The 15634-nt window shown below is 59.6% G+C and carries 13 protein-coding genes; 7 read left to right on the top strand and 6 right to left on the bottom strand.

What is annotated here, in order from left to right; genetic code table 11:
• The first annotated feature begins 75 nt into the window (after positions 1-75).
• From ACQK2G_RS14525 to ACQK2G_RS14510, 4 genes are all read left to right on the top strand, one after another.
• Positions 76-2907: a hybrid sensor histidine kinase/response regulator gene (locus tag ACQK2G_RS14525; RefSeq protein ID WP_425405756.1), complete on the top strand. Its 2832-nt coding sequence runs from the start codon at positions 76-78 to the stop codon at positions 2905-2907.
• Between the two features lie 186 nt (positions 2908-3093).
• Complete coding sequence (locus ACQK2G_RS14520; RefSeq protein WP_425405755.1) at positions 3094-3459, top strand: response regulator; 366 nt, start codon at positions 3094-3096, stop codon at positions 3457-3459.
• Positions 3459-4616 (top strand): protein-glutamate methylesterase/protein-glutamine glutaminase, encoded by a 1158-nt coding sequence (locus tag ACQK2G_RS14515; protein WP_425405754.1) that lies wholly within the window; start codon positions 3459-3461, stop codon positions 4614-4616. The genes ACQK2G_RS14520 and ACQK2G_RS14515 overlap by 1 nt, the downstream gene beginning before the upstream one ends.
• A complete protein-coding gene (locus ACQK2G_RS14510; protein WP_425405753.1) occupies positions 4613-5449 on the top strand; it encodes a CheR family methyltransferase in 837 nt (278 codons plus the stop codon). Before ACQK2G_RS14515 ends, ACQK2G_RS14510 begins: the two co-directional genes overlap by 4 nt.
• Positions 5450-5544: 95 nt before the next feature.
• Here ACQK2G_RS14510 and ctrA read toward each other — a convergent pair whose 3' ends face one another.
• Complete coding sequence (ctrA, locus tag ACQK2G_RS14505; RefSeq protein WP_425405752.1) at positions 5545-6243, bottom strand: response regulator transcription factor CtrA; 699 nt, start codon at positions 6241-6243, stop codon at positions 5545-5547.
• Between the two features lie 280 nt (positions 6244-6523).
• Here ctrA and fliI point away from each other — a divergent pair, with 280 nt between their 5' ends.
• Genes fliI through ACQK2G_RS14490 form a run of 3 tightly spaced genes read left to right on the top strand, consistent with a single transcriptional unit; the run spans position 6524 to position 9864 of the window.
• Positions 6524-7915, top strand: coding sequence for a flagellar protein export ATPase FliI (gene fliI, locus ACQK2G_RS14500; protein ID WP_425405751.1), 1392 nt, complete (start codon positions 6524-6526; stop codon positions 7913-7915).
• Positions 7912-8331, top strand: a complete 420-nt coding sequence (locus ACQK2G_RS14495; RefSeq protein WP_425405750.1) for a hypothetical protein — start codon at positions 7912-7914, stop codon at positions 8329-8331. Before fliI ends, ACQK2G_RS14495 begins: the two co-directional genes overlap by 4 nt.
• A gap of 57 nt (positions 8332-8388) precedes the next feature.
• The gene (locus ACQK2G_RS14490) at positions 8389-9864 is read left to right on the top strand and encodes an N-acyl-D-amino-acid deacylase family protein (protein WP_425405749.1); all 1476 of its coding nucleotides are present in this window, start codon (positions 8389-8391) and stop codon (positions 9862-9864) included.
• 144 nt (positions 9865-10008) lie between these two features.
• On the opposite strand, the gene ACQK2G_RS14485 is transcribed toward ACQK2G_RS14490, so the two are convergent.
• From ACQK2G_RS14485 to ACQK2G_RS14465, 5 genes are all read right to left on the bottom strand, one after another.
• Positions 10009-10791 carry a GGDEF domain-containing protein gene (locus ACQK2G_RS14485; protein WP_425405748.1) on the bottom strand — a complete coding sequence of 261 codons (783 nt, stop codon included), beginning with the start codon at positions 10789-10791 and terminating at the stop codon, positions 10009-10011.
• Between the two features lie 335 nt (positions 10792-11126).
• Positions 11127-11585, bottom strand: a complete 459-nt coding sequence (locus ACQK2G_RS14480; protein WP_425405747.1) for a PAS domain-containing protein — start codon at positions 11583-11585, stop codon at positions 11127-11129.
• A 122-nt stretch (positions 11586-11707) separates the two neighbouring features.
• Positions 11708-12805, bottom strand: a complete 1098-nt coding sequence (locus ACQK2G_RS14475) for a zinc-binding metallopeptidase family protein (RefSeq protein ID WP_425405746.1) — start codon at positions 12803-12805, stop codon at positions 11708-11710.
• A 28-nt stretch (positions 12806-12833) separates the two neighbouring features.
• Positions 12834-13787, bottom strand: a complete 954-nt coding sequence (locus tag ACQK2G_RS14470; protein ID WP_425405745.1) for an aminotransferase class IV — start codon at positions 13785-13787, stop codon at positions 12834-12836.
• Between the two features lie 25 nt (positions 13788-13812).
• Entirely contained in the window at positions 13813-15438 is a 1626-nt protein-coding gene (locus ACQK2G_RS14465; RefSeq protein ID WP_425405744.1) for an acyl-CoA synthetase, read from the bottom strand.
• Positions 15439-15634 lie beyond the last annotated feature (196 nt).

The following is a 15634-nucleotide window of genomic DNA, read 5'->3' as shown; positions in this document are numbered from 1 at the left end:
GTATAGAACTTTGACCATAACCAGCATTCAGGCGCGGCGCGTTGCCGGGCCAGGTGGTAGGGGAGTGAAGAAGCTATGGACGATCTCCTTAGCGAGTTTTTGACCGAAACTGCTGAGAGCATGGACACGCTCGACGTGGAATTGGTGAAGCTTGAGCAGAACCCGAACGATCAAGGTATTCTTTCGAGCATTTTCCGGATGGTTCATACCATCAAGGGGACCTGCGGCTTCCTTGGTCTGCCGCGGCTGGAATCCGTGGCGCACGCTTCCGAGAACGTGCTAGGCCGTATTCGGGACGGTGAATTGGAGATCAGCCAGGGTGCTGTTTCGCTGGTGCTGGAATCCCTCGACCAAATCAAAATGATCCTTGCCGACCTCGAAGCGACCGAGACGGAACCCGCAGGCGATGACAGCGATCTGATCGCCCGCCTGAACCACTTGGCGGAAACCGGTGAAGTTCCCGCCGGAGGCGGTGCTGCCGCATCTGCCGGTGATGAACCGCCCGCCACGAAGGACGAGGAGGATCTGGCCGCGACGGAAGCGATGATGGCCGAGGTCGATGAAGCGGCGGAGAAGCCGGTTGCCGCGACCGGAAGCGCCGCACTCGATGCGCTGATGAACAGTGACGAAGTCGCCGAAGATTCGGATGAATTGCAGGCTGCGTTCGACAACGCGGTCTATGAAGGCCCCGGCGACCCCATGGCGGCGCTGAAGTCGGAGCAGGGCGATACGCCAGAAGAGCCGGCGGAAGAAGCTGCCGCGCCCGTCGAGGCATCCGTTCCGGCGACGGTTGAAGAAAAGAAAGTCCCGGAAGCGAAAGCCGATCCGGAAGCCGCCGCTGCGGCGAAGAAAGAAGGCGGTGGGGTGACGCAGACCATTCGCGTCAACGTCGACCTTCTTGAGAACCTGATGACCATGGTCAGCGAGTTGGTGCTGACCCGCAACCAGTTGATGCAGATTCTGCGCAGCCAAGGCGAAAGCGATTTCGGCGCGCCGCTACAGCGCTTGTCGCATGTGACAACTGAACTGCAGGAAGGGGTCATGAAAACGCGCATGCAGCCGATCGGTAATGCATGGGCGAAACTGCCGCGTATCATCCGTGACCTCAGCCTTGAATTGGGCCGGAAGATCGATCTGCAGATGATCGGTGCGGACACCGAATTGGACCGGCAGGTCTTGGATATCATCAAGGATCCGTTGACCCATATGGTCCGGAATTCGGCCGACCACGGTATCGAACCACCGGCAGATCGCGTCAAGGCGGGCAAGCCGGAATCCGGAACGATCACGCTGAACGCGTATCATGAAGGCGGCCATATCCACATCGTCATCCAGGATGACGGTAAGGGCCTGAATATGGCCCGGATCCGGGAAAAGGCGATAGGGAACGGTCTGGCCACCGAGGCCGAACTGGACTCGATGAGCGAACACCAGATCCAGCAGATGATCTTCGCGCCCGGCTTCTCGACGGCGGCCGCGGTCACCAGCGTCTCCGGCCGCGGTGTCGGCATGGATGTCGTGAAGACCAATATCGACAAGATCGGCGGAACGGTCGAATTGAAGTCGGTTGAAGGACGGGGCACGACCTTCCTGATCAAGATCCCGCTGACTTTGGCGATCGTTTCCGCGTTGATCGTCGAATGCGCGGACGAACGTTTCGCGATCCCGCAGATCAGCGTTGTCGAACTGGTTCGCGCCAGCAACGACTCCGAACACAAGATCGAGGAAATCCACGGAACGCCCGTGTTGCGGTTGCGCAACCGGCTTCTTCCGCTGGTATCCCTGCGGCGTCTGCTGGATGTCCCGATGGATGCGGACGACTTCATCAGCGACGAGAACTTCATCGTCGTCGCTCAGGTCGGGAACTACTCCTTCGGTATCATCGTCGACAAGATCTTCGATGCCGAGGAAATCGTCGTCAAACCGACCTCCACGGTGCTGCGGAACATCTCTATCTTCTCCGGCAATACCATCCTCGGTGATGGCAGCGTGATCATGATCCTCGACCCGAACGGCATTGCACAGACGACGGGCGAAATGGCGACCCCGGACCAGGCGCAGCAGGAAGTCGGCACGGTTCAGACCAGCGGCGACGACGAACGCGTTGCCCTGCTGCTGTTCCGCGCGGGCGACAAATCTCCGAAATCGGTGCCGCTCGGTCTTGTTGCGCGGTTGGAGGAAATCGACTTCGACACGGTTGAATACTCGAACGGCCAGGCGATGGTGCAGTATCGCGGCACGCTGATGCCGTTGGTACCGATCAACGACGCCTATTCCTTCCCGGAGACAGGCAAAAAACCGACGCTCGTCTTCTCGGATCGTGAACGGACCATGGGCCTCGTCGTCGATGAAATTCTGGACATCGTGGAAGACCGTCTGTCCGTCGAACACAGCGCTTCGAAGGAAGGCATGATCGGCAGTGCCATCGTCGCCGGGAAAGCCACCGAAATCCTTGATACAGGCTATTATCTGACCAAGGCTTTCCATGACTGGTTCGGTGTCGAAGGGGAAGTTTCGGTGACCGAGGGACGCGCGTCGCGTCGGCGGTTGCTGCTCGTGGACGACAGTTCCTTCTTCCGGAATTTGTTGACGCCGATCCTGTCCGTTGCCGGTTATTCCGTAACCACGGTGACCAGTGCCGCCGAGGCGCTCGAATTGTGCGAGCGCGGCGATGAGTTCGACGTGATCGTCAGCGACATCGAGATGCCGGACATGAGCGGTTTCGAACTGGTGGAACAGATCCGAGACGGGTCTCGCTGGGCCAATCTGCCGATCGTGGCAATGTCGTCCCATACCAGTTCGGCGGCGGTAGAACGCGGCCGTGAAGTGGGCTTCACCGATTACGTGGCCAAGCATGACCGGGACGGCCTTCTGCAAACCTTGGCGGAGACATTCGGTCGGGCGTAATCCCGGGATTCATATCGCCGATTTTACTATGAAAATTAGGGCGGTATGATGTTCTTCGGTTGCGGACGGGCGGTCGCACCCTTAACGTCGGGTGGTCCGCCCCGCCGCTTTCAAACCCGGGGTGGATTTCCGGGTCCGGACCGTTAAATTGGTTTGTATTTCCGCAATCCCTGGGGAGCGATGTCGATGAAATCCTGTCTTGTCGTGGACGACTCCCGCGTCATTCGAATGGTGGCGCGCAAGATACTGGAAGAACTTAACTTCGAAGTAATCGAGGCGGAGGACGGCAAGGTAGCGTTGGACGCCTGCAACAAGAGCCTGCCGGACGCCGTTCTACTGGACTGGAATATGCCGGTCATGGACGGCTTGGAATTCCTTGTTGCGCTGCGGCAGATGCCGGGCAACGAGAACGTTCAGGTCATTTTCTGTACTACGGAAAACGATCTGGAACATATCCAGAAGGCAATCGCTGCCGGGGCGAATGAGTACATCATGAAGCCTTTCGACAGCGAAATCATTCAAAGCAAGTTCACTCAGGTAGGTCTGCTGTAATGTCCGGCCGCGGCGCTGCGGCGCGCCTTTCTCAACCGACTGACACGCAAGACGCCATCCGCGTGATGGTCGTCGATGATGCGCTTGTCATCCGCGGCATGTTGAGTCGGATGATTGAGGAAGAAGCGGGATTGTCGGTGATTGCCTCCGTCGGGGACGGAGAGAGGGCATTGAAGTCCTTGGAACGGCACGACGTGGACGTTGTTGTCCTGGACATCGAAATGCCCCGGATGGACGGGCTGACGGCACTGCCGAAAATCATCGAGAAGTCGCCGGGGGTGCAGGTGCTGATGGCGTCGACCTTGACGCTGCGAAACGCCAAAGTGTCGATGCAGGCAATGGAACTGGGAGCGGCGGACTACATCGCCAAACCATCTTCCAGCGGCGAATTGCGCTCGGCGGACGATTTCCGGCGGGAATTCATCGAGAAGGTCAAGACCTTGGGCCGAACCGCGCGGCGGCGACGCCGACTGTCGGGCAATGCCTCCACGCGCGGCGCTACAGGGACGGCGACGGTTTCGAAACCGACGACGAGACAACCTGCCAATTTCACCACGCGGCCTTTGCAGAACAACAAGCCGGACGTTATCGCGATCGGCAGTTCCACGGGCGGGCCGCAGGCTCTGTTCAAGGTGCTCTCCGGCCTGGGGCCCGAGGTCAGGCAGCCGATTCTGATCACACAGCACATGCCGCCGACATTCACCACGATTTTGGCGGAACATATTCAGAAAGCCAGCGGGCGTCCCTGCAAAGAGGGCACGGACGGTGAGGCAATCGCATCCGGCACGATATATGTCGCGCCGGGCGACTATCATATGCTGGTTGAGACGAAGGGCGTCAGCAAGACGCTGAAGTTAACTCAGGATCCACCCGAGAACTTTTGCCGGCCGGCGGCGGATCCGATGTTAAGAAGTATTTCGAAAGCTTATGGGGCGCGGGTACTCGTAGTGATTCTGACCGGGATGGGGTCGGATGGAAAGAAAGGCGCGGAAGTCGTCGTGGAAGGTGGAGGACAAGTGGTCGGACAAGATGAAGCGTCCAGCGTGGTCTGGGGCATGCCCGGAGCCGTCGCGAATGCCGGCTTGTGTTCTGCGGTCCTTCCCATCGACGAGATCGGCGGATTGATCAAGCGTCTAGCAACAGGGGGCGCGGCATGAAGGTCGAAGATTTCGATCTGCTGGCCAAGACCGTGAAGGAACGGTCCGGGCTGGTTCTGTCGAAAGATAAGGCATACCTGCTGGAAACACGGTTGATGCCGGTGGCCCGCAAGCACGGCCTGAAAGGCTTGGACGAACTGTCCGATCAGGTGCGCCGCAGGAACGAAACCCTTATCGGCGACATCACCGAAGCGATGACGACGAACGAGTCGCTGTTCTTTCGCGACAACAAGCCGTTCGACCAGTTCAAAACGGCGGTTCTGCCGGGGTTGATGAAAGCGCGGGAAGGTCAGAAGCGCGTCCGGATTTGGAGCGCGGCCTGTTCCAGCGGCCAGGAGCCCTATTCCCTTTCCATGCTGATCAAGGAGGAAGGGTCGAAACTGGCGGACTGGCGGTTCGACATCACGGCAACCGACATCTCCATGGAGATGATCAACAAGGCCAAGGCGGGCATCTACACACAGTTCGAAGTCCAGCGCGGTCTGCCCATCACCTTGCTGATCAAATACTTCAAGCAGAACGGCGACAAATGGATCTTGGACTCCGCGATCCGGTCGATGGTGCAGTTCAAACCCTTCAATCTCTTGCAGCCGCTTTCCGGCCTGGGGCAGTTCGACATCGTGTTCTGCCGGAACGTCCTGATCTATTTCGACCAGGAAACCAAAGGCAAGGTTCTGGATGGGATCGCGGACCAACTGTCCGACGACGGCGTTTTGTATCTCGGTGGGGCTGAGACGGTGTTGGGCATCACGGACCGCTTCGCGCCGGTTCCGGGGTATCGCGGCATGTATCAGAAGAAGGGCGGCACCCCCGCGGTCATCCCGGCCGGGTGAGCTCCCGGTAACAGGACAGCAAACCATCAAAAAGGCCGCGTCCCATGGAAGCGGCCTTTTTTCGTGTCATGCTGCGATGAGGGCAGCGGCGTTGGTCAACTCGCTTTAGCGACCGGTTCGTCGGGTTCCCGCAGAACATAGCCGCGGCCCCAGACGGTTTCGATGAAGTTGTGACCGCCCGTGGCGACGGAGAGTTTCTTCCTGAGCTTACAGACGAAAACGTCAATGATCTTCGCTTCCGGTTCGTCCATGCCGCCATAAAGATGGTTCAGGAACATTTCCTTGGTCAGCGTCGTTCCCTTACGCAGAGCCAGGAGTTCCAGGATGCCGTATTCCTTGCCGGTCAGGTGAACCGGTTTTCCGTCGACTTCCGCGGATTTCGAATCCAGCAGAACCTTGAGCGGGCCGCAGAGGATTTCCGATTTTGCATGCCCCTTGGACCGTCGGATCACCGCCTGTATTCGCGCCAGGAGTTCCCGCCGGTCGAATGGCTTGGTCAGATAGTCGTCGGCTCCGAAGCCGAGGCCCTTGATCTTGTGGTCCATTTCGGTGAGGCCCGACAGTATCAGGATAGGAGTCTGGACCCGGGCATCGCGGAGGCGCCGCAGGACTTCGTACCCGTCAATATCCGGAAGGACGAGATCAAGGATGATCAAGTCGTAATCGTAAATCTTTCCGATTTCGAGGCCGTCTTCCCCGAATTCAGTAAGGTCGATGACATACCCTTCTGACTGAAGCATCATTTCGATGCTCCGGGCCATTGACGGATCATCTTCGACTAGAAGCACTCTCATTTCCGTTCCCCTCAAGCGACCGACATTCTGCGCGGACTGTCCTAAGGCCTTATCGCCGCGATTCGCTGGACATATTTTGCCTTCAATGCGTAGCGGTGTACCGATATGCTAGCAGACAATGTTAAACATTGTTAACAAAAATGGCCAGACCAAAGGGAATCGATGTAATCTCTTGTGCCAAAACAATAATTACCGGCTGTTTCCTCGCTACTGGCGAAGAGTTGGGATAAAGATTATTTTTATGCGTCCGATCTTATACTATTTGAAGCAAGGCTAACCCATGTCTTCACCCCTCCAACAGGCCCAAGCGGAGGTATCCCGAATTCCTGTCGCCCAGGTCTCCGGCAAGGTGATCGGTATTCAGGGCATGTTGCTTCAGATCGGCGGCGTATCGGGTTATCTCTCTATCGGTGACCGTTGCGATCTGATCGCGCGGGGCGGACGGCGCGTCCGGTGCGAGGTCGTCGGATTTCGGGACGGGCTCGCCCTTGCCATGCCTTACGGCCCTTTGGAAGGGGTCGGTCTCGGCAGCAAGGCGGAGTTGATCCAGTCCGAACCGGTGGTTCGGCCGCATCCTGAATGGCTGGGCCGTGTCATCAATGCTTTCGGTGAGCCGATCGACGGCGGCGCCTCCCTCCCGCGGGGGGACCGGCCGATGCCGATCCGTAATCAGCCCCCGCCGGCACATACCAGAAACAGGTTGGGGCCCAAGGTTGATCTGGGGGTTCGTTGTCTCAACACCTTCACCACGATCTGTCAGGGCCAGCGCATGGGCATTTTCGCCGGTTCCGGCGTCGGGAAGTCCATTCTGATGTCGATGATGGCGCGTTATTCGAGTGCGGAGGTCATCGTCATCGGATTGATCGGCGAACGTGGCCGTGAGGTGCAAGAATTCATTCAAGACCAATTGGGTGAGGAAGGTCTGGCGCGCAGCGTGGTTGTCGTGGCGACCTCCGACGAAAGCGCGCTGATGCGGCGTGAAGCCGCCTATATGACCATGGCGGTTGCCGAATATTGGCGTGATCAGGGGCGGGAGGTCCTGTGCCTGATGGATTCTGTCACCCGTTTCGCCATGGCCCAGCGGGAGATCGGTCTCAGCGCCGGGGAGCCGCCGGCGAGCAAGGGGTATACCCCAACGGTCTTCGCGGAACTGCCGAAACTGTTGGAACGCGCCGGCCCCGGCGTCGGCGCCGGGGACATTACCGGCATTTTCACCGTGCTGGTCGAAGGCGACGACCATAATGAGCCCATATCCGACGCCGTTCGGGGGATCCTGGACGGCCATATCGTGCTGGACCGAACGATCGCGCATCGGAACCGTTATCCGGCGGTCAACATCCTGCGGTCCGTATCCCGCTCGATGCCGGGCTGTAATTCCGAGGAGCAGAACGCGGTCGTGAACCGCGCCCGTCAATTGCTGTCGACCTATGAAGACATGGCCGAATTGGTCCGTCTCGGCGCTTATCGCAGGGGATCCGATCCACAAGTCGACGAAGCGATCCATTATTTCGACGATTTGGACAGGTTCATTGCGCAAATGCAGAGTGAGCAGGCGTCTCTGGAGCAGGGTTATCAGACGCTGGCCCAAATCCTCGGCATGCCCTATGGCGACATGCCGGCTCCGGATCATGAACCGGAGGCGGAACAAGCCACGGAGCCTGATGGCGGGTGAAGACTGTTTCCACGTTAATTCGACTGGCCAAGCTGGAGGTCGACAACCGGCGCCGGTTGTTGGCCGATCTTCTGGAACAGGATGCGGCGTTCGACCGCGCCATCGACAGACTGGATACCGAAATTGCCAATGAACGTCAAAAGGCGCGGGAAACGCCGGAATACGGGGCCGGTTTTGTCGCCTATGCCAAACATGCCGGCAACCGTCGAAAGGCGCTGGTAGACCGCAAGGCCGCATTGGCGGTGGATATCGATACCGCTAGGGATCGTCTGGCGCAGGCTTTCGAAGAACAGAAGAAATACGAGATCACGGCTGAAAGGCAGGAAGAGGAAGAACTGGCCGAGGAAAGCAGGCGGGAGCAATTGACCTTGGATGAACTCGGCCTGCAAACGCATAGTCGAAACACCGAACGGTAGAACCGTTGGCGTTCGATCACATCATCTGAATTCGATCCTGGGGAGAGCGGGCGAGTAATGGATAAGGCGGATATCAAGATAGAAGGGGCGATGGTCTGCGACGGGACGGGGGCACCGTTGTTCAAGGCGGATGTCGCCATTGTGGACGATCGGATACAGGCGGTCGGGGACCTGTCCGCTCAACCTGCCGGTTCCGTAATCGCCGGCGAAGGCCTGGTCCTGGCACCGGGCTTCATCGACGTTCACACACATGATGACCGTGCCGTGCTCTCGGATCCGGGGCATGCTTGCAAGGTCAGCCAAGGGGTGACGACTGTCGTTACCGGTAACTGCGGCATCAGCCTCGCGCCGTTGAGCGTTCCGGACGACAAGCGCCCGGCGCCGCCGCTCGACCTGATTGCTCCGACCGGTGCCCAATTGTTCGACGGGTTCGGCGATTACCTTGCCGCGCTCGATGACGCGCCGCCCGCGGTCAATGTCTTGCCGCAGATCGGTCATTCCACATTGCGCCTGGCGGCGATGTCGGATCTTCAGCGCACGGCAAGTGAAACCGAATTGTCGACCATGCTGTCGCTGCTGGAGGACAGTCTTGCCGCGGGAGCGGCCGGCTTCAGTACCGGCTTGTTCTATCGCCCCGCAGAGCATGCATCCACGGAAGAGGTCATCGCGCTGGTCAAGGCCGTGGGCGCGGCGGGTGCATTTCACAGCACGCATATGCGGGACGAGGGCGACTTCGTAATCGATTCCATCGACGAGACAGCGCGGATTGGCCATGACGGCGGTGCGCCCGTCGTGATCTCGCATCACAAATGCACGGGCGAGGGCAATCACGGTCGATCGTCTGAAACCCTCGCGCGCATTGACCACTATCGTGTCCGGCAACCGATGGCACTGGACGCCTATCCTTACGAAGCCGGGTCAACGGTGCTCGATTCCGCGCGGCTCGAGGGGGCGCGGAAAATCCTTGTCTCCTGGTCGGAAGCCCGGCCCGATTGCGCCGGCAGGGATCTGGATGACTTGGCGGCTGAGTTCGGTATGAGCCGATCGGAAACCGCCAAGATGCTTTCGCCTGCTGGCGGCATTTTCTTTATGATGGATGAGGACGATGTCCGACGAATTCTGGCCCATCCTTCGACCATGATCGGATCTGATGGCCTGCCGCATGACGCACGACCACATCCGCGCCTATGGGGTACTTTTCCTCGTGTCCTTGGGCATTATTCCCGGGATGTCGGTCTGTTTTCGTTGGAGAAAGCGGTGCGTAAGATGACCGGCCTTCCCGCGGCCCGTTTCGGCCTGATCGACCGTGGCGCTATCAGGCCCGGTGCTTTCGCGGATCTCGTACTGTTCGATGCGGCAAGCATCATCGACAGTGCAACTTACGAGAACCCGATGGAACCTGCGGCCGGTATCGAGCTGGTCATGGTGAATGGCCGCGTTGTCTGGCGCGACGGCGTTTCCACCGGGGCGCGGTCGGGGCGTGCGATCCGCCTGAAGGATATCAAACCGCAGAACGTCCCGGACGCGGCATAGAGGGCCGGGTGGCTTTCAACAGAAAATCGGCGGCGTCCTTATTGGGGAGAGGACGCCGCCGCAGGGATGGGCTCGAAGGTGTGAGCCCGTTGGGGACCAAAAGTTAAAGACTTAACAGGTACGCAAAACTGAACGGGAAGGCCCTCACTCGGCCGGCAGAGCCTTCACCTCGATAGTCGACTGATTGAAGTCGGGGCGAATGCCGCCGCGCTTGCGCCCGTACATGCATTCGTCCGCGGTGCGCATGACGGCAACCGGGTCGTCATGCGGCCCGAACGGGGCGGCACCGATGCTGGCATGAACCTGGATCCGTTCCCCATCCCAGGGAACCGTCAGGTTGTTCAGCATGACCTCCAGCTGGGTAACCTTCTGGTAGCCCTGCAGGTCGTCCGCCCCGTTCAGGAGCACTGCGAATTCGTCGCCGCCGATGCGCGCGACGTCATCGATTTCTCTGGTGTTCACCCGTAGCAGTGTCGCGACACTCGCAAGGACGAGATCGCCCGCGACATGCCCGTGGGTGTCGTTGATCCGTTTGAAATGATCCAGGTCGACGATCAATAACAGACCGCGTTCGTTGCTGCGCCGGGATCGCGCCAGGGACCGGTCGAACGCGCGGTCGAAGCCACGGCGGTTCAAGAGTTTCGTAATTTCATCGGTGATCGACAGCAGCCTAAGGGCGCGCAATTCGCGGTCTTTTCGGTGCAATTCCCGCTGCGCTTCGGCGGCTACCAGCATGGCCTTGTGTAGCAGCCGTCGGTATCCGTCACCCGGGCTTCCGGCGTCGCCCGCGCTCGCGATCAGATCGCCGGCCACTTCCTCCAACCGGTTTGCAAGGCGGCTTCCCGCTTCGCCGCCGAGGCCGTCCGGAACGGTATCGTTCGCGGCCGGCAACCCCAGGGGGTCGATCATGGGATAGGGGTTGGTCATCTCGTTACTCCTCGCTACGGGGCTCTCTCTTGCCCAGTCTCGGGGTAACAGGCGCAATCGCTGTGCCAGTCGTCCCTAACATCGCCGCGTTAACCATTGGCGGGTAAGGGAATCCGGTGAATCAGAAAAATCGTGTTCACGGAAGAGCTTTTGCGGACTCAAAGCGTTAACCAAAAACTCGGAATCCTTTGCCGCCCGGATGTCTTGGCATGCGGCAATGGATTCCCAACGACGCGATGGAAACTCTAAAGCTTCGACAACTGTGTCAGCACGTCGGAATTGTCTTGAAAAGATGCAACCGCCGGCCGCGGGGGCGCGACAAACGCTGCGGGCTCCTATAGAGCGTCGCCGAATGGCGACGTCCAGGGTAGCGCCTGTCTGAAATGGTCCTTGGGAACATGAATGACCAGCCGGGAAATGCGGCCGTCGGCTCCCGCCCATGGCGTAGCGTGGCTTTGGACTCTTTCGATTTCCTCCACCGGGCCGGCATAGGGCGTGTCGAAGGACGCCGGCTCTCGACGCTTAGCCACGTTTTCGAGGAAATCCCAAAGTTGAGAGCCCTTGCCCTGCCCATCGATGGTCGACATCCGCTGGCCTCGGCGGTTCTCCCGGTGGATGCGCCGAATATTGGAGCCGATGAGGCTGTATTCGAAATCCAAGGGGGCGGCATGCACCCGCATGACAAGCAGGTCGGGCAGGATCCCAGGAAGCGATGTGGGGTCGAATTGGGCATAGGCGGGCATGTCAGCCGCGCCGCGCAATTCCCTCCAGTATGTCAGCAGAGGCGAATTCATGGCCCGACGCTATATGCAATGTATTAGCGATCGGTAAATGAAAGTCATTTCTCGCCAGGTTTCGCATTTAGATTTTGGGTATGATCTAGAGCCTGGACCTCCGGTTAACTGTTGAACGGCGGCTACCGGCTCGTTGGCACTGTTGGGGATGTCTCTTCCGCGGCGTTGATCAGGTTATGGACGAAACGCAGTTTGTCGATTACCGGCGGCGCCAGGACAAACGGATACAGATCCGGTTGGCCCATGCTGCGGTTCATGCTGTTGACCGCATAGGTCAACGGCAGCCAAGCGCCGATCAACGGATCGAAGTCCCGTTGGCGATAGGGATCGAAGCCCACTTGCACATCGGTGGCTTGGCTGGGGCCGGGGCCAGGCTGGAGTTTGATACCGAAAGCGGCGGCAGTTTCCAGCGTATCAACGATATGCATGTAGTGGGCCCAGGTCTCGGCGAAGTCTTCCCAAGGGTGGGACGAGGCATAGCTGCTGACATGATGCTGCTGCCAATCATAGCTGGGCCCGTAGGCGTAATGCGTCGATAGGGCGGCTGCATAGTCCTGCTGCTCATCCCCGAACAAATTTCGGAAGGCGTCGAGATTGTCGCTGCCGCGGACGAGACGTTCCCAGTAATGGTGGCCGACCTCATGTCTGAAATGGCCCAACAGGGTCCGGTAAGGCTCAGCCATGTCGCGTCGATGCCGCTCGCGCTCGGCATCGTCGGCTTCGGCCAGGTTTATGGTGATCACGCCCTGGGCGTGTCCGGTGATGACCTGCGGCCCTTCGCGAAACAGATCGGTCTTGTCGGACAGGAAATCAAAGGCGAGACCGCGCTCGGTATCGTCAATCCGGTTGGTCAGGGGCAGCCGTAACCGAAGCAGCCCGTAGACCATACGGTGCTTCGCCGTTTCAAGACGTTGCCACAGCGCGAGATTTCCGGTCACGTCCAGGTTGGGGACGGTCCGGTTGAGTTTGCACGCCGTGCAAAAACTGTCCGGCCTTTGCGCCGGGATAAGCCAGTTGCACACCCCATGCACGGAATTGGCACAAAAGCGGTAAGCGTCTCCGGGACTTGAGACGGTGTGCCAAAGATCGCCGCCGTCGGATGTCAACGCACTCAACGACGTCACTTCCGGCAGAAAGCCCAACAGAAGACCGCATTGCTCGCACCGACCGTTCTCGAAAAACAGGACCTGTCCGCAGTTATGGCACTCGAACAGTTTCATGGCCGTATCTCTATCATTGCGGCGGGGATCAAAAGCCCGTGCCAGTCTTCTCGCTCGACAGGTGTTTCAGATACTGTCCGACATAGTCGTGGCCGACCATCTCGCTGAAGGCCGTCATCAAGCGCTTCGTGACCGGGCCCGGTGTCGCCCCGAATTGTTGGCCGTTGAAACTGCGCAGCGGGCAAATGCATAGGCTTGTGGAAGTGAAAAACGCCTCGTCTGCGACGGCTACACTGTGCAGCGACAAGGGGCGCTCGATCACCGGGATATCGTCTTTGCCGCAAAGGTCGATGGCTACCTGCCGGGTGATGCCGTCCAGGATGTATTCGGTGGACGGTGTATAAACCGTGCCGTTCTTCACCACGAAGATATTGCACCCTGCCCCCTCGCAGATGTTCCCGGTCTCGTCCAGCAAAACAGCCCAGGCGCCGGGCGCATAGGATGCGACTTCCCGCTGTGCCAGCATCATGTTCATGTAGTTGTTGGTCTTGGCATTGGGCGAGAGTGCGCTGGGCGGCGTGCGTTTCAGCGAAGCGACGACCGCGTCGATACCATCACGGAACATCGCCGCGCGGGCCCGCAAGGGCAGCGGCATGCATTCGATCAGCACCGTCGCGCCTTCGCGTTCCGGTGCCTCGCCGTCGACCGGGGAAACGCCGCGGGACACCCTTTGCGTCACCCAGTAATCCCCGTCCGGACCCAGGAGGGCCGCGTTTATGGCAAGGACCTCTTCCGTCTTCGACAGCATCTCTTCCTTTGGCATGCCGGGGTCGATGCGCACATAGGCCAGGGTCTCGTAGAGCCGGTCTACATGTTCCTTCAGCAGGAACCCTTTGCCGCCAAATGTCCGGCCGGTGTCGAAGACTGCGTCTCCATAGACGAAACCGGTGTCCCGGAACGATAACAGCGCTCGGCTCTCCGGGATGATCTCTCCGTTCAGGTAGACGACGCGTTCATTGTGCAAAGGGGTGTCGGGTGCCATGGCGCCGATGCTCCGAAAATGAGGGTTAGAGTGCCTTCGCTTTGTCGCGCAGGACGAATTTCTGCACCTTCCCGGTGCTGGTCTTTGGCAGATCGCCGAAAATGACGGTCTTCGGCGCCTTGAAATGGGCCATGTTTTCCCGACAGAAGGCGATGACATCGGCTTCCGTCAAGGTGGCGCCGGTTCTTGTCAGGACGAAGGCGCAGGGCGTTTCTCCCCATTTCTCATCCGGCCTGCCGACAACCGCGGCTTCGACGATCTCCGGATGGCGGTAGAGAATGTTTTCCACCTCGATCGTGGAAATATTTTCACCGCCCGAGATGATGATGTCCTTCGACCTGTCCTTCAGTTCGACATAGGAGTCCGGGTGCCAGACCCCAAGGTCCCCGGAATGGAACCAACCGCCGGCGAAGGCTTCCTGGCTGGCCTGCGGGTTCTTCAGGTAGCCGCGCATGACGATATTGCCGCGGAACATCACCTCGCCCATGGTCTCCCCGTCCTTCGGCACGGGCTGCATGGTCTCCGGGTTCATGACGGCCAATTCCTCGAGCGCCGTGTAGCCCACACCCTGACGAGCCTTCTTGGCCGCGCGCGCATCCGGATCCAGATCGTCCCATTCCGACTGCCAGGCACAGACGACTGCGGGGCCATAAACCTCCGTCAAACCATAGACATGGGTGATGTGAAAGCCCTGTTCCTCCATCCGTTTCAGAACGGCCGGGGGCGGCGGTGCGGCCGCCGTCATCACTTCCACCGTCTGGGGCAGCGGGCGTCGCTCCTCCGCCGTCGCGTTGATCATCATGCCCAGAACGATCGGCGCGCCGCAGAAATGCGTGACCCCTTCCTCCGCGATGGTGCGGTAGATATTCGCCGCACTCACATGGCGAAGGCAGACATTGGTCGCGCCGGCGGCGGCCAGGGTCCAGGGAAAGCACCAGCCGTTGCAATGAAACATCGGCAGGGTCCAGAGATACCGCGCCGAATTTGGCAGGCCCCAGGTAACGATATTGTCCATCGCCAGCAGGTATGCCCCGCGATGATGATAGACGACCCCCTTGGGGTTCCCCGTTGTGCCGGAAGTGTAGTTCAGCGTGATCGCGTCCCATTCGTCGTCAGGAAGCGACCAGTTGTATTCGGGGTCGCCGCCCGCAATGAAATCCTCATACTCGATCGCGCCAAGTTTCTCGCCGCCGCTTCCTTCCGGGTCGTCGACATCGATGACCAGGAGATCCTTGCGGGCCGTCTCGGCCAGTGCCGATTTCATGGTCGGGCTCAGTTCCGTATCGGTGATCACCAACTTGGCTTCGCCATGGTCCAGAATGAAGGCAATGGTCGCCGCGTCCAGACGCGTGTTCAGGGCATTCATCACCGCGCCGGTCATGGGAATGCCGAAATGGGCTTCCATCATCTGGGGGATGTTCGGGCACATGACGGCGACCGTGTCGCCCTTGCCGATCCCGTTCCTGGTCAGTGCGGAGGCCAGCCGCCTGCAGCGGTCGTAGGTCTGCGCCCAGGTCCTCTCGATCGACCCGTGCACCACGGCCGTCTTATCCGGATAGACGGTCGCTGCCCTTTTCAGGAAGGACAACGGTGATAACGGCACATGGTTGGCGGCGTTCTTGTCCAGATCCCGGTCATAGATGCTGCTCATGAGTTCCTCCGCACTACCCGAATTATCTTTTGTCCCGTCTTCGATTGGATTTACGGCCGCCGGTCTCCCTTCCGTCAAGGGGGAGGCCGGGCGAACGGGACAAAATTGCGGGGCTTGAGCCAGATCAAGGGCAAAAGGTTTTCAACCCTGTAGAGGCTTTGGCAACTGCCATCCGGGCGGTATAAGGAAGCGGTAT

Source organism: Hwanghaeella sp., assembly GCF_965227365.1.
GTDB lineage: Bacteria > Pseudomonadota > Alphaproteobacteria > UBA8366 > Aestuariispiraceae > Hwanghaeella.
This window is presented reverse-complemented; position numbering and strand designations above follow the sequence as displayed.

What these genes read in the sequence shown, in the direction of transcription:
- ACQK2G_RS14515 (WP_425405754.1), top strand. Translation starts at nt 3,459, where the DNA reads ATGTCCGGCCGCGGCGCTGCGGCGCGCCTTTCTCAACCGACTGACACG.
- ACQK2G_RS14475 (WP_425405746.1), bottom strand. Translation starts at nt 12,805, where the DNA reads ATGAAACTGTTCGAGTGCCATAACTGCGGACAGGTCCTGTTTTTCGAG.
- ACQK2G_RS14485 (WP_425405748.1), bottom strand. Translation starts at nt 10,791, where the DNA reads ATGACCAACCCCTATCCCATGATCGACCCCCTGGGGTTGCCGGCCGCG.
- fliI (WP_425405751.1), top strand. Translation starts at nt 6,524, where the DNA reads ATGTCTTCACCCCTCCAACAGGCCCAAGCGGAGGTATCCCGAATTCCT.
- ACQK2G_RS14510 (WP_425405753.1), top strand. Translation starts at nt 4,613, where the DNA reads ATGAAGGTCGAAGATTTCGATCTGCTGGCCAAGACCGTGAAGGAACGG.
- ACQK2G_RS14480 (WP_425405747.1), bottom strand. Translation starts at nt 11,585, where the DNA reads ATGAATTCGCCTCTGCTGACATACTGGAGGGAATTGCGCGGCGCGGCT.
- ACQK2G_RS14525 (WP_425405756.1), top strand. Translation starts at nt 76, where the DNA reads ATGGACGATCTCCTTAGCGAGTTTTTGACCGAAACTGCTGAGAGCATG.
- ctrA (WP_425405752.1), bottom strand. Translation starts at nt 6,243, where the DNA reads ATGAGAGTGCTTCTAGTCGAAGATGATCCGTCAATGGCCCGGAGCATC.
- ACQK2G_RS14490 (WP_425405749.1), top strand. Translation starts at nt 8,389, where the DNA reads ATGGATAAGGCGGATATCAAGATAGAAGGGGCGATGGTCTGCGACGGG.
- ACQK2G_RS14470 (WP_425405745.1), bottom strand. Translation starts at nt 13,787, where the DNA reads ATGGCACCCGACACCCCTTTGCACAATGAACGCGTCGTCTACCTGAAC.
- ACQK2G_RS14520 (WP_425405755.1), top strand. Translation starts at nt 3,094, where the DNA reads ATGAAATCCTGTCTTGTCGTGGACGACTCCCGCGTCATTCGAATGGTG.
- ACQK2G_RS14465 (WP_425405744.1), bottom strand. Translation starts at nt 15,438, where the DNA reads ATGAGCAGCATCTATGACCGGGATCTGGACAAGAACGCCGCCAACCAT.